Genomic DNA, 13,921 nt, shown 5'->3' with positions numbered 1-13,921 from the left:
TATCATCGACTTATTTCAGCTTACCCACCGCGATTTGAATTCTTTCTAACGCCTCATGGATGTTTTCTAGAGAATTGGCGTAGGAAAGCCTTAAGTAACCATCTCCATATTGACCAAAGGCAGTTCCTGAAAGCACTGCAACCCCTGCTTCTTCGAGAAGATAATCGGCAAGAGCGTCACAGGCAATAGGCAACTGCTTGACATTAGGGAACACATAAAAAGCCCCTGCGGGTTTGCGGCATTGGATACCCGCGATCGCATTGAGTCCCTCGACAATCACATCTCGTCGTTGTTGAAACTCAGCCATCATTTGCTCCACCGCATCCTGTGGCCCAGTTAGCGCTTCCATTCCCGCAATTTGGGTAAACGAACAGGTGCAAGAATTTGAATTAATCATCAATTGCACCATCTTTTCTGCGATCGCCTGGGGAGCCACACCATATCCTAAGCGCCAACCTGTCATCGCATAGGTTTTAGAGTGGCCATCCAGCAAAATAGTCCGTGCCTGCATCCCTGGCAAACTGAAGATACTCTGATGCTCCTCTTCATAGACCATCCGGGAGTACACTTCATCGGAGAGGATATAGAAATCGTGTTTCTGAGCAAGTTCAGCGATCGCCGCCAAATCTTCTGCCATTAACAGCCCTCCGGTCGGATTTTGGGGAGAATTAATAATTAATAGTTTGGTGCGATCGGAAATAGCATTGATCAGATCTTCAATCCAAAAGCGAAAGTCTACTTCTTCTCGTAACGGCAGGGGGACAGCTTTGGCTCCTACAAAGTTAATCACCGATTCATAAACGGGAAAACCTGGATTGGGGTAAATAACCTCATCTCCTGCGTTTACCAGTGCCAGAATAGTAAAAAATATAATCGGTTTCGCTCCAGGTGTGACCACGATTTCATCTGGGTGAACTTCCACACCTCTAGTCGCTGCGATATACTCAGCAATCACCTCGCGGAACTCCAATAGTCCAGCCGCCGGACCATATCCTGTATATCCCTCGCGCATGGCTCGGCAAGCCGCTTCACAGATATTGTCAGGAGTAGGGAGGTCAGGCTGTCCGATCTCTAGGTGAATCACACTTTTTCCTTGGGCTTCTAGCTTTTTGGCTCTAGCAAGCACTTCAAAAGCGGATTCGGTGCCCAAATGACTCATTCGTTCCGCAAAGATCACCATATTCAACTCACTTTATAGAAAAAATTTAGTAGGCTCTCCCATTTCTTCCTAGGCTGTAGAAAAGAGGAGTTAGGTCTTCTCCGGACGATTCAACAGATTTTGAGCGCTTTCATCTCGATGTTTTTCCGAAAGCTCTCGGTATTGATCCCGCAGGACTCGTCGCATGACCTTGTTGGAAGCTGTGCGCGGCAGGGTGTCCACTATAACCACATCATGGATTTTGAAGAGAGGGTTGAGATTCTGGGCGATCGCCTTTTGCAGAGCAGTTTTCAGCTTCTCTTTAGCCTTTGAGGTATTCGGAGCAACCACATAAATAATTAGCTGACTGGGCCCACCTTCAGGAGGTGATACCGCGATCGCTGCTGTCTCGCAAACATCCTCAACCGTATTCAGTACTTGCTCAATCTCTGTGGAACTCACTTTAATTCCACCCAAATTCATTGCATCATCCACCCGCCCCTGTGTTCGATAATACCCATTCGGCAAACGCTCCAAGCGATCGCCATGACGACGGAGGGAAATGAAGGATGAAGGACGAAGGAGGAGGGATGAAGGAGAATACTCCTGACTTCTGACTCCTGACTTCTGACTCCTGGCCCTTAGGTTCTGATGCTCAACGGCTAATTGAGGCGTACCAGCAAAATACACTTGATGGTGATCTCGATTCATCAGCTGAGTAGAGAGACCAATAGATGGAGGAATGATGAATGCTTCGCCTTTGTCCGCAGGTTGTCCCTTTATATCTAGAACAGCAATATCAAGACCGAGGGCAGGGGTAGTAAAAGTAGCAGGGATACAGGGTTGCACTAAAGTTCCAGTAATGTATCCTCCACCGATTTCAGTGCCGCCGCAGTACTCCACAATGGGTTTACAACCTGCCAAAGACATGAGAAACAACATATCTTGTGGATTGGAGCACTCACCTGTGGAGCTGAAGGCTTTAATGGCGCTCCAGTCTAGCCCTCTCATACAATCAGTGGTCTTCCAAGCCGTCACTAAACTAGGCACGACACCGAGCATCGTCACACGAGCATCCTGAATAAATTGACCAAATTCTCTTGTTGTCGGAGTCCCGTAATACAACGCGATCGCCGCCTGGTTAATCAAACTGGCATAGATCAGCCACGGCCCCATCATCCAGCCGAGATTAGTCGGCCACGCCACTATGTCTCCAGCATGAATATCCTGATGGAGATGCCCATCTACTGCACACTTAATCGGTGTTGTTTGAGTCCAAGGAATAGCCTTGGGTTCACCAGTGGTACCAGAAGAGAACAGGATATTGGTGTGAGCAGCAGGAGCCGCAGAAACAGGTTGAAATTGTGCCTGATCGCTGAGAAAATCTTTCCAGGTCAAATCTCCTGATCGCAATTGAGTGTTAGGAGCAGCAAGGTTAGCAGCAGTAAGAACGATCGCCCGTGGAGCCTGAGCTTCTATGACTTTAGTATAGAGAGGTAATTGCTTTCCTGCGCGGATAATGCTGTCTTGGGTAAAGACTGCTTTTGCTTGCGTAATCTTCAAACGAATAGCAATCTCCGGTGCAGCAAAGCTATCCGCGATCGACACCACCACACAACCCGCCTGAACAATCCCTAAATAAATTGCCACGGCTTCTACCGTCATCGGCAGAACCACAGCGATCGCATCTCCTGGCTGCAAACCAAGCTCTACTAAACCATTAGCAACTCGATTCGCTAGAGCATGAAGTTCTCCATAAGTTACTTTTGCGAGTGAACCTCCCTCTGGTTGATAAATGATCGCAGTGGCATCCTCAGGCGCTTGAAAACAGCTTTCTACAATATTGAGCCGAGCATCAACTAGCCATTGAGGTGCTTCCACTTCCTGGGATAGATTCAAAATCTGTGTATAGTTCTGCTGTAAACGAATTCCCAAGCGTTGGATCATCACCTGCCAAAATTCATCTCGATCCTGACATGACCAAGCATGCAGTTCTGGATAGGTCGCGATCGCTTGATCTTGCATCAAAGCCGAAATATTCGTAGATCGTATTTGCTCAGGTGTAGGAAACCAGGCAGGAGGAGGCCCTTGAGCGGTATTCCAGTCAGCAAAAGTTTGGGCGTAGAGGAGTTGATGGAACGCCCAGGGATGTGTCGGTTTCAGGAGATGTTGTGTGAAATATTGCCAACACTCAATGGGCGATAAAGTAGAGAGCAACTGATTGATCTGGGGCAAAAGTTCAGTTGCAGTTTGGTTTTCAAGGCCACAGATCAGGAGTTGCGCCAGTGACAGTGGTTTGGCGATCGCAATTCACCCCTTGCAAAAATAGATTTGAATCTAGCTGCTTGATGGGGAGTGATGAAAAGCCTCAAGTCATTCGAGAAAGAGCAAATTAAGATTTAGAGCGTGTTTATGAAGCTTGCAACACTCCTTTTCGTCTATGTTAACGCACTTATTTATCATGCCTCTATTGCTTCACTAAGCTTGATTTTCACAGATCATGCGATTCTACAGTTGGCTTAAAAGAGATACTTAGAGCCACGACGTTATTTCTGCCAATAGCAAACACCATTAGCTGAGCAGGTTCTTAATCCTTGAGCAACTATTTACACAAATAGCATTCAAAGTGAATAAGTAGTTCAGGAAATAAACAGTAAAAATACTGAAAAATTCTTTATGGATCCATTTTTCTAACAAGTTACTTAGAGAGTGACACTTTTTGAACTGGCCTTGAAGCAATTCAGCTTATTCGTGAAGATTGTAATAAATGCTACTAGCTCCCATAGCTAAATAAATCCTCAACACGTAAAAATTGAGCTAGAGTACGTGATTTCGCTAGTAACGCTATTTAGCTATAGCAAGCTCCAGTGTTTTCACTACTTATACATACACAGGGAATTTTTCTAACTCCAATGAAAATAACCGCTTTCTTCCCAGCCACCCTTGCAGCAACTGGTGTAGCGATCGCTACTTCGGCTTTTTCTGCAGCCAATGCCGCCTCTCTTAGCTTCGGTATTGAGGAATTCACTGGAGATGACGCAGCAGTTAACTTCTTGCTAGAGGACTTTGCGACAAATACAGTACGCTTTACTGTGTCTGTTGACCAAAGCATCAGCAGCGGTGATATTGTCGGTGTCTTTTTCAACGTCAACAATCTCTTCCCCGTTGCTCCCAATAACTTTACAGCTAAACTAATTGATGTAAATCCGGATGCTGGAACTGACAACGGTCTGCCTAGCACTTTCACCTTTGATAATGATGGGATAACTAATGACAAAGATTTAGACGAAAATGTGAATCTCAATGGAGATGGAGTTAAGCGGTCGTTTGACTTTGGCATACAAATTGGTGAAGGCGGAGCTTTTGACAAAGGAGCAGAAGATTTCTTCTCAAAAGTAATTTTTGACATTCAGGCTCTTGGCTTGACAGTTGATCAGTTTGTGAACCAAAGCTTTGGTACCCGCCTAAAAAGTGTAGGATCTAACCGTCAAGGTAGCAGCAAACTTGAGGGACCGTCTCCAACCCCAACTCCTACTCCAACTCCTACTCCAACTCCTACTCCAACCCCAACCCCAACCCCACAACCTGAGCCTGTCCCTGAACCAGGCGCTGTGTTGGGTCTGACTTTGATCGGTGGAGCCTTAAAGCTATTGCGCGATCGCAAGCAGCGCTAAACACGCTTCATATTTATGGACTCACTGAACATCCATTAAACTAAAACTGCGATACTGACAGGTTCCTGCTTGGGTGATCGCAGTTCTAGTTTTCCTAGATCCCATTTGAATCAACAACGTTTAATCACTAAAGATATTGGCCAGGAGCCTCAACAATGTTTGTGGAAAAGCCGCTAGCACTGAACATTGACCCCAATGCGATCGCTCAATCACCAAAATTTAACAACTTAGTTGAGAAAGCGGTAGAGACATTGGAAGCAATGCTCACCAGTGAACGGCTCTCCGTACAAGAACGGTTGAGTCTTGCTGCCAAAATTTTGGAACTAGAACAACAAAAGGCAACCCCACAGACATCCTCAGCAAGTCAGGCAGATTCATCGGGCTTAAATCTCTCTGAACCCTGGAAACAGTGGATCATTGAGAACAAGCTTCGCCAAGTCCCAGATTCTGTCTTAGTTGAGACAATGGTTCGCGAAGGAATTGATGCAGCCCTGGCAACTCAGGCAGTCAGCTATATTACAGCCGAAAAAACTTTTCAAACAGAAAGTGAAACACTGCAACGCCTACGTAAACTAGAGTCTATTCTGACGATTCAGCGACAACTCACAGAGCTATCTCCCAATTTTGGTACGATTGAACGGCGCGATCGCATCTCTAGAGAAGAATTTTTAGCAAAATATTACGCAACCAATACACCTGTTATTTTGACAGGCATGATGGCGGATTGGCCTGCACTTTCCTCCTGGACTCCTGAATTTTTAAAGACAAATTATGGTCAAGCGGAAGTACAGATCCAATTTGGTCGTAGCTTAGATCCCAACTACGAAATTAATACCAATCAATATAAGCGGACAATCAAGCTCAGCGAATATGCAGACATGGTGGTTGAGGGCGGGGAAAGTAACGACTACTATATGGTGGCCAACAATGGCAATTTAGAGCGAGAAGACCTCAAGAGTCTATTTAATGACTTCATCATGTTTCCTGAACTGCTTAATCCTGCAAGCACGAAAGGGTCTGTCTTCTTTTGGTTTGGGCCAGCAGGTACCGTTACTCCACTGCACCACGACCCAATGAACTTGATGATGGCTCAAGTATATGGACGCAAGCGCTGGCGGCTAATTTCACCTGCTGCCACTCCCTTGGTTTACAACGATATTGGTGTCTTCAGCCGTGTAGATTTAGAAAATATAGATTATGAAAAGTATCCACTCTTTAAAGATGTTCAGATCATTGAAACAGTACTAGAACCTGGAGAAGTAATTTTCGTACCAGTCGGATGGTGGCACCAAGTTAAAGGGCTAGATGTTAGCATCTCGCTGTCATTTACCAATCTCATCTTCCCCAACACATATTCACACCAAAACCCCCATATCACTTTATCTACAAATATTTCTTCAACGAGCCAAGAGACCCAAAGTAACCAGATAGAGTCAGGCCAACTAGCTATACTGACTCAGCAATCTAATACAAGAATGAATCAAGGCCCCCTCACCAACGAGATGGTTGAGAGCACCAATGCTTCCTACTTAGTAGATGAGATCTTTTCCGATGAACCTTTAATCATTTCTTTTGGCTTTGTCTCTTGGGATAGTCCTCCTCAGTTTGACTTTTACGGCAGAACTAAAACGTTATCCCAACTAGCCAACAAACCTATCAACCGGATTCTGGTGCGTGATTTGTCCAATAGTTGGTATCAGTACGGTATACCAGGGCTAGGTAAAACAGTTGACGAAGTTGTAAATAGCCTGAAACAGCTTATTGATCAAATTGCCCCCAGTAAAGTCATTACAATTGGGCAGTCGATGGGTGGGTATGCGGCCATTATGTTTGGACAACTACTGGATGTTGCTCAAATCATTGCTTTTGGTCCTCTATCTTGCCTAGACTCTGCTCAAGCGATCGCAATGGGAGATACTCGCTGGCTTTCTATTATGGAAGCACTGGAGGCGAATCCCCCTACCGTTCGTTACTTTGACCTACCTACACTCTGTCAGACTTCTTCCCATACTTCTGACATACACATCTTTTACGGTAAAAAACCAGATCCAGAAACACCTGGAACTGTGAATTTAGACGACTTGCATGCTAGCCGCTTTAGTGTCTTGCCGAATTGCAAAATTCGAGCATTTGAAGAGTCAGGACACGCAATCGTCAAATATTTAGTAGATCACCAGTTAATGGATGATCTACTGCTCAAAACTATCTTCTAGGTTAGCGATCGCCCCATTCAAACGACTAGTTCAAGCACCTAGCTCAAGCTGCTGGCTCAGTCCCTAAAAAAGTGATGATGCCAAAGACCATGCCCAAGCGTTTCCAGAAAATGAATCCTTGATAAGCATTTGAGAAAAGGATACTATTCGTTAATATGATTCAGGTCATAGGATTCAGGCGATCGCGCTCTAAGCCAGCCCAAAAGACTGCGATCGCCTCCAGTATCTCTCGACCTCCTTGAAAAAATTTGACTGGATCAAAATCAGAGCTGAAGTAAACATCCTCAATCTCTTCTAGTGTATGTCCCGCATGTTGAGCTTCTACGCGGTTGTGCCAGGTAAAGAAGGCTAGCGGGAGTTGGGGATGCCGAGTTTGCTTGATCCGCGTTAAACCATTTTCTAATTCTTGCCAAAAGCCCGCCGCTGCCCAATGCTCTACTGCAAAGCTCGCCCCCTCAGCGATTTGAGGGTCATCACTGCCATAAAGTCGAATCAATTCATCACAAAAATGTAGGGTTGCTGCTGTGCCATGCTTGCGCTTACCAATATGAGAAAAATCCAGTCCTAAACTGGAGGCAACTTTCACCAACCACTCAAAATGAGCCGCCCGGAAGCGACAAATTCCCCCATCTACAGTCCCCTCTGTACCAACCAGTTCTGGATCGCCTTCTCGGTCTTTGTCTGCCTCGGTTAAAGATGGCTGAGTTGCGATCGCCTGCCCAGGCTTACGGTAGATCACGCCCAGTTCATTCAAGAGAATTTCTCGGCTAGCGCGGGACTGCTGAAGTGTGGGTGCATTAATCTCTTTTTGCAGCGCTGCAATAAGGAATTGATTCGAGAAAACCGAAAATTGCTTGATAAAATGTCGTAACTCAGGATCTGTCGCCTCACCCAGTTGAAACCAATGAGTGTAGGCATTATGGATGATGATGCGATGTTGGAGAAAGTGGCGATCGATCTCAGCGAGAAAAGCTTGGAACTCGTTCACTTGCTCCTGAGTGAGTTGGCCCTGTTGCAAACGTTCCTGAATCCGAGCAGAGAGAGGAAAACGAGTAGACGAGTTGAGAACCGTAGTCATGATTGGAGTTCTCCTGAAGAGAGAGAAAAACTAAAGATTAAGCACTCCAACTGTAGAGATAATTGGGGTCTTCTAAGTGAGTCGCCTGAGCAGTGAGTTTGAGGGGTCGAAACGTGTCAATCATCACGGCTAGCTCATCGGTGTGATCTTTACCAATCGAGCCCTCATACATCCCTGGATGAGGACCGTGGGGAATACCGCTGGGATGCACAGTGATAGAAGATTCCTCAATGCCTCGCCGCGACATGAAGTTGCCCGCAGCATAGTAAAGCACCTCATCTGAATCGACATTGGAGTGATTGTAGGGCGCAGGAATGGCGAGTGGGTGATAGTCAAACAAGCGTGGTACAAAAGAACAAATCACAAATCCAGCCGCCGCAAAAGTTTGATGCACAGGGGGTGGCTGATGCACTCGTCCCGTAATCGGTTCAAAGTCTTCGATATTTAAGGCATAGGGATACAGATGACCATCCCATCCCACCACATCCAACAGATGGTAGTGATAAAGATAGTGTGTAATACAACCATGCGCTTTGATCTGAACTTCAAACTCACCTGCTTCATCATGGGCGACTAGATCCTGAGGTGGGCGAATGTCCCGTTCACAGTAAGGTGCATGTTCCAGAAACTGCCCGTAGCGGTTGAGATAGCGTTGGGGTGGTTCGATATGTCCCTGAGCTTCGATCGCCAGCATCCGTTGCTCACTCCCTACATCTGGCAGAATTCGCCACAGCACTCCCGTCGGGATGACTAAATAGTCTCCGGGGCGATAGTGCAACAGACCATACTGGCTCTCCAATATCCCTGTACCTTGGTGAATAAAGATCACTTCATCTCCGTGAGCAAAGCGGTACCAGTAAGCCATCGGCTCTGTCGGTCGAGCCACCGAAATACAGACATCAGCATTCGCCAATAAAGGAATTCGAGCCGCGATCGCATCTCCTCCCGCTGCTACCGTTGCCGTGCGTAGATGCCGATGCCGCAAAGCACTAGACTCCTCATAGAGAATTTGGGTGTCTTGATGAGACAACACCTTATAAACCTGTGTCGGTGGCCGCAAGTGATACAACAAAGATTGCACCCCCGAAAACCCTTGAACGCTAATCAACTCCTCGTGATACAGCGAACCATCCGGTTGACGAAACTGCGTGTGCCGTTTATGGGGAACTGTGCCTAATTTATAGTAGTAAGTCATAACGTTTCAAAGATTTCCCCTCAATGCCTGTTCTCGTTCGATCGCTTCAAACAGTGCTTTAAAGTTGCCTTCCCCGAATCCTTGGGCTCCGTGCCGTTGGATGATTTCAAAAAATAGGGTGGGGCGGTCTTGGACAGGTTGGGTGAAGATTTGGAGGAGATAGCCTTCAGAATCACGATCGATCAGGATGCCAAGGTTGGCGAGTTGTTCAATTGGTTCTTCTAAAGTACCGACACGAGCGGCTAAGTTTTGGTAATAGGTAGCGGGAGTTTGCAGAAACGCAACCCCAGAACGCTTGAGTTGGGTGACTGTCTCAATGATGTTGGGCGTGGAGAGGGCAATATGCTGAATGCCAGGGCCATGATGATATTCTAGGAACTCATCAATCTGCGATTTACGTTTGCCATAGGCGGGTTCATTGATTGGTAGCTTAATTTTGCCTGTGCGATCGCGCATCACTTTTGACATTAAGGCAGAATATTCTGTAGAAATCGCTTGGTCATCAAAGTGCATCAATAACTCAAAGCCCAGCGTCTCTTGGAAGAACTGCACCCAACGATCCATCGCGCCGTATTCAACGTTGGCAACCACATGATCAATGGTGGCGAGTCCTGCACTAATCTGATGCTGACTATCCTCACGCCTGACAAAACCAGGAGCAAAGCCTTGGTACTGGCTGCGCTCTATAAACTTAATTAGCGTATCTCCGTAGACATGAATAGCAGCATAACGAAATACGCCATTGGCATCTTGGTCTTCGGTCAGTGCGATCGCTTCTCTGGCTCCGCGTGAGGTCGTTTCCCAGATAGCCTTTTCTGCATCGGGTACTTCTAAAGCAATTACGGCTACACTATCCCCATGTTTTAGAACGCTTTGGGCGATCGCATGGTCTGGATGGAGAGCGCTACTCAAGACCAATCGGATCTCTCCTTGCTCCATCACATAAGAAGTAATTTCGCGGCTACCAGTATTTAATCCACAATAAGCAGTATTGGTAAAACCAAAACAATTGGCATAAAAGAGCGCTGCCTGCTTGGCATTGCCCACGTAGAACTCTAGGTGATCAAATCTTTTAATCGGGCAAATATCATGCATGGGGATTCCTCCTGACCAGCCGCCTCTGCCGCAGTGCACCGCTCCCCACTCCTCACGCAAAACTCATGATTTTTCCAGGTTGAAGTGCTCGATCTTATCCACCTTTTTTCCTGGGGCAATCTCACTACTTCAATCGGAGATACTTTTCTATCAATGCAGCGTCAGAATACAGACTCATCCTGAGAGGGGTTCTGTGGTGTGCAGCTTAACTGCTACTAACTCTATAGTAGAATTATAGATTTTATTTTTAGTCCGTCTCAAGGGTTAATTTTTAACAAATTAATTGAGTTGAGTACGGATGTTTCCACTACCTCGAAGACAACTCCTACTTGAGGTAAAGATGCTGGCACCAATCAACGCTCTGTTCTCCGCGATCGTCGATTATGCAGGTCTCTTTCCACCCGCCCAGCTAAGTCTGCAAACCGCGATGGCGAACTATGTGCAATACCAAGCTTCTCCTCACGCTTGGATGCTGGGTCGCTTTATCTTGCCTGCCTCACGTCTCGCAGACTTTGTGACGCTACTACCCACCTTTCCCTGCCAAAAGTGGCCGCTCAGCCTCATTATTTCTGATGATGTTGGTGCTGCGCTGGAACAGGTGCGATCGCTAAATACCAGCCATCAGGCGATCGCTGTACAAGCCCTAGAGTTCCCGCCCCTCACACCCGACAAAATCGCAGCTCTCGATCTGCCGCTACCAGTAGAAACGTTCTTTGAAATTCCTCTCGATCAGGATTTAACTCCCTACCTAGCCCTCTTACGCGACCAAAAAGCCTCTGCCAAAATTCGGACTGGCGGAGTGACTGCGGCTGCCTTTCCTAGTACAATCCAGCTCTGTGAGTTTATCTTTGCCTGTGCTCAAGCTCAAGTCTCTTTTAAGGCGACTGCGGGTCTGCATCACCCCCTACCTGGTAGCTACCCCTTAACTTACGAGCCAGAGAGCGAGGTTGCAGCCATGCCTGGTTTCTTGAACGTGGCCCTAGCTTCAGCCTTAGTCTACTGGCAAAAGATTACCGCACAAGAGGCTTTAAGCTTGCTACGAGAAAAGATAGCGAATCAGTTTCTACTAACAGATCACGCTATTAGCTGGAACCAACACCAGCTCAGCCTGCTAGAACTAACCACTGCCCGTAAACAAATGTTCCGTTCCTTTGGCTCCTGCTCCTTTACTGAGCCGATCGCGGGCTTACGAGAAATGCAGTTGCTGAGACGGGAGTAGAAGAGGCAGAGGTAGAAATCTCCGATAAATGGCTTAGACAAAATAAATCTTGAGTGGGAATTATGGGTTTAAACCGATATCAGGCTGAGCCGTAATTGCACCTATGAAGACGCGGAAATCCAACAGAGTTCAAGCTCTTCCCTTGCAGCTAGTGCTTATTGTTCCCTTCGTTTTACAAATTTTTGGGGCAGTCGGCTTAGTCGGTTATCTGTCATTTAAGAATGGTCAAAAAGCAGTCAACGAGCTAGCTGATCAGCTAATGGAGCGAACTGGCAGTTCCGTGGATCAACATTTGGACGCCTATTTATCTATTCCGCATAAGGTGCTTCAAATCAATGCGGACGCGATCCAGATGGGATTGCTCGATGTGCGCGATCGCCAAACAGTCGCCAAGTTCTTTTGGCGGCAGATGCAAGCCTACGACCTCAGCTACATTGGTATTGGCTTGGTTACAGGCGAGGGGGCGGGAGCAGGCCGCTACGATGGCAAAACCGTCACAGTTGATGACTGGAGTGCCCAATCTGCCAACAATCTTTCCACCTATGCCACAGACGACAAGGGTAATCGAACTGAAGTTAAGACTGTTTATACCTGGAATAATTTCCAACAAACTTGGTATACCGAGCCAATTGCCGCCAAGAAACCAATTTGGTCTCGCATCTACACTTGGAACTATCCCAACCATCCCTACGTGGTGGCTTCAGCGGGAAGACCGATCTATGATGTCCAAAATCGCCTCCTAGGAATTGTTGCAGTTGATATTCATCTACTGAAGCTAAGTGAGTTTCTCCAGCAGTCGGATGTCGGTCGCTCTGGTCAGGTATTTATCCTAGACCGTAACGGCACCTTGATTGCCAATTCAGCTCCTGAGCAGCCTTTTGCCATTGTTAAGGACGAAATCAAGCGCATCCAGGCGATCGCCAGCCCGAATCCAATTGTGCAAGGAATCACCCAACAACTGCAACAAAAATTTGGTGATTTTCACAGCATTACAACCGCTGAGAAAATTAAGCTTAACTTGCAGGGAGAGACACAGTATGTGCAAGTTGCTCCCTGGCGTGACTCGTACGGCCTGGACTGGCTAGTGGTGGTAAGCGTGCCTGAGAACGCATTCATGGCCCAAATTAATGCTAATACTCACACCACCATTTGGCTGTGCTTGGGTGCTTTGGTTGTGGCTTCAGTTCTGGGCATTTTTACCTCTCGGTGGATTACCCGTCCCATTCTGCGGCTCAGCAGTGCTAGTGAAGGCATGGCGGCAGGCAACTTAGACCAGACCGTAGAAGAGAGTAGGATTCAAGAACTGAATACCCTGGCTAACTCCTTCAACTACATGGCGGGCCAACTGCGCGAATCCTTCACAGCTCTCGCCCAGAGCAATGAGGAATTGGAGAACCGAGTTGAAGTCCGTACTGTTGAACTCAAAACTACTTTGAGTGAGTTGCAACGCACCCAAGCCCAAGTGGTGCAAAGTGAAAAGATGTCGAGCCTAGGGCAACTCGTGGCAGGGGTGGCCCATGAAATCAACAATCCAATCAACTTTATTCATGGCAATTTGGTTCATGTCCAGGACTATACGCAGGACTTACTAGGGTTCGTGCATCTGTATCAGGAACATTACCCCGACCCTGAACCCAGTATTCAAGCCGAGGCTGAAGAAATTGACCTAGAGTTCATGCAGGAAGACTTGCCCAAAATGCTCGCTTCGATGAAAGTGGGCAGCGATCGCATCCGTCAAATTGTATTGTCGTTGCGAAACTTCTCGCGCATGGATGAATCTGAGATCAAGCCAGTCAACCTGCATGAGGGTCTAGACAGCACCTTGATGATTCTGCAACATCGCCTCAAAGCCCGACCCGAACGGCCCGAAATTGCTGTGGTCAAAGAATACGCTCAGTTGCCCCTAGTAGAGTGCTATGCAGGGCAGCTCAATCAAGTCTTTATGAATATCTTGGTGAACGCGATTGACGCCCTAGAAGACTTCAACGCTAAACGCACGTATCAAGAGATGCAAGCTCAACCGGGACAGATTACGATCCGGACGGCGGTGATAAACGAACAGTGGATCGAAGTGGCGATCGCAGACAACGGCCCCGGAATGAGCAAAGAGGTCCAGCGACAGATCTTCAATCCATTCTTCACCACCAAGCCTGTCGGTAAGGGCACAGGCATGGGGATGTCGATCAGCTATCAGATCATTACCGAGAAGCATCGCGGCAAATTAGCCTGTTTATCTCAACCAGGTCAGGGAACCGAGTTTGTGATTCAGATTCCCCGAAAATGCCAAAGGTAACGTTAGAAGCTCGGCG

At 47.1% G+C, this 13,921-nt stretch carries 9 protein-coding genes; 4 read left to right on the top strand and 5 right to left on the bottom strand.

Features of this window, described 5'->3' with window-relative positions; genetic code table 11:
* Positions 1-10: 10 nt before the first annotated feature.
* Positions 11-1,177 (bottom strand): pyridoxal phosphate-dependent aminotransferase, encoded by a 1,167-nt coding sequence (locus KME12_08885; protein MBW4487892.1) that lies wholly within the window; start codon positions 1,175-1,177, stop codon positions 11-13.
* A 72-nt stretch (positions 1,178-1,249) separates the two neighbouring features.
* On the bottom strand, positions 1,250-3,163 hold the full coding sequence (locus tag KME12_08880) for an AMP-binding protein (GenBank protein ID MBW4487891.1): 1,914 nt from the start codon (positions 3,161-3,163) through the stop codon (positions 1,250-1,252).
* Positions 3,164-4,050: 887 nt separating this feature from the next.
* Here KME12_08880 and KME12_08875 point away from each other — a divergent pair.
* Together KME12_08875 and KME12_08870 are read left to right on the top strand one after the other, a co-directional pair.
* Positions 4,051-4,812, top strand: coding sequence for a PEP-CTERM sorting domain-containing protein (locus tag KME12_08875; protein MBW4487890.1), 762 nt, complete (start codon positions 4,051-4,053; stop codon positions 4,810-4,812).
* Between the two features lie 155 nt (positions 4,813-4,967).
* Positions 4,968-7,025, top strand: a complete 2,058-nt coding sequence (locus KME12_08870) for a cupin-like domain-containing protein (GenBank protein ID MBW4487889.1) — start codon at positions 4,968-4,970, stop codon at positions 7,023-7,025.
* Between the two features lie 160 nt (positions 7,026-7,185).
* On the opposite strand, the gene KME12_08865 is transcribed toward KME12_08870, so the two are convergent.
* From KME12_08865 to hppD, 3 genes are read right to left on the bottom strand one after another with little or no spacing between them, the layout of a single operon-like run.
* Positions 7,186-8,103: a hypothetical protein gene (locus KME12_08865; protein ID MBW4487888.1), complete on the bottom strand. Its 918-nt coding sequence runs from the start codon at positions 8,101-8,103 to the stop codon at positions 7,186-7,188.
* Between the two features lie 37 nt (positions 8,104-8,140).
* Positions 8,141-9,298 (bottom strand): homogentisate 1,2-dioxygenase, encoded by a 1,158-nt coding sequence (locus KME12_08860; protein ID MBW4487887.1) that lies wholly within the window; start codon positions 9,296-9,298, stop codon positions 8,141-8,143.
* A gap of 6 nt (positions 9,299-9,304) precedes the next feature.
* A complete protein-coding gene (gene hppD / locus KME12_08855; GenBank protein MBW4487886.1) occupies positions 9,305-10,393 on the bottom strand; it encodes a 4-hydroxyphenylpyruvate dioxygenase in 1,089 nt (362 codons plus the stop codon).
* Positions 10,394-10,733: 340 nt separating this feature from the next.
* Between hppD and KME12_08850 the strand changes: the two genes are divergently transcribed.
* Together KME12_08850 and KME12_08845 are read left to right on the top strand one after the other, a co-directional pair.
* Positions 10,734-11,612: a hypothetical protein gene (locus tag KME12_08850; GenBank protein MBW4487885.1), complete on the top strand. Its 879-nt coding sequence runs from the start codon at positions 10,734-10,736 to the stop codon at positions 11,610-11,612.
* Between the two features lie 103 nt (positions 11,613-11,715).
* Positions 11,716-13,905, top strand: a complete 2,190-nt coding sequence (locus KME12_08845; protein ID MBW4487884.1) for a HAMP domain-containing protein — start codon at positions 11,716-11,718, stop codon at positions 13,903-13,905.
* Positions 13,906-13,921 lie beyond the last annotated feature (16 nt).

Source organism: Trichocoleus desertorum ATA4-8-CV12, from assembly GCA_019358975.1.
Taxonomy (GTDB): domain Bacteria; phylum Cyanobacteriota; class Cyanobacteriia; order FACHB-46; family FACHB-46; genus Trichocoleus; species Trichocoleus desertorum_A.
The sequence above is the reverse complement of the archived record's forward strand: the minus strand, read 5'-3'. Positions and strand labels throughout refer to the sequence as shown.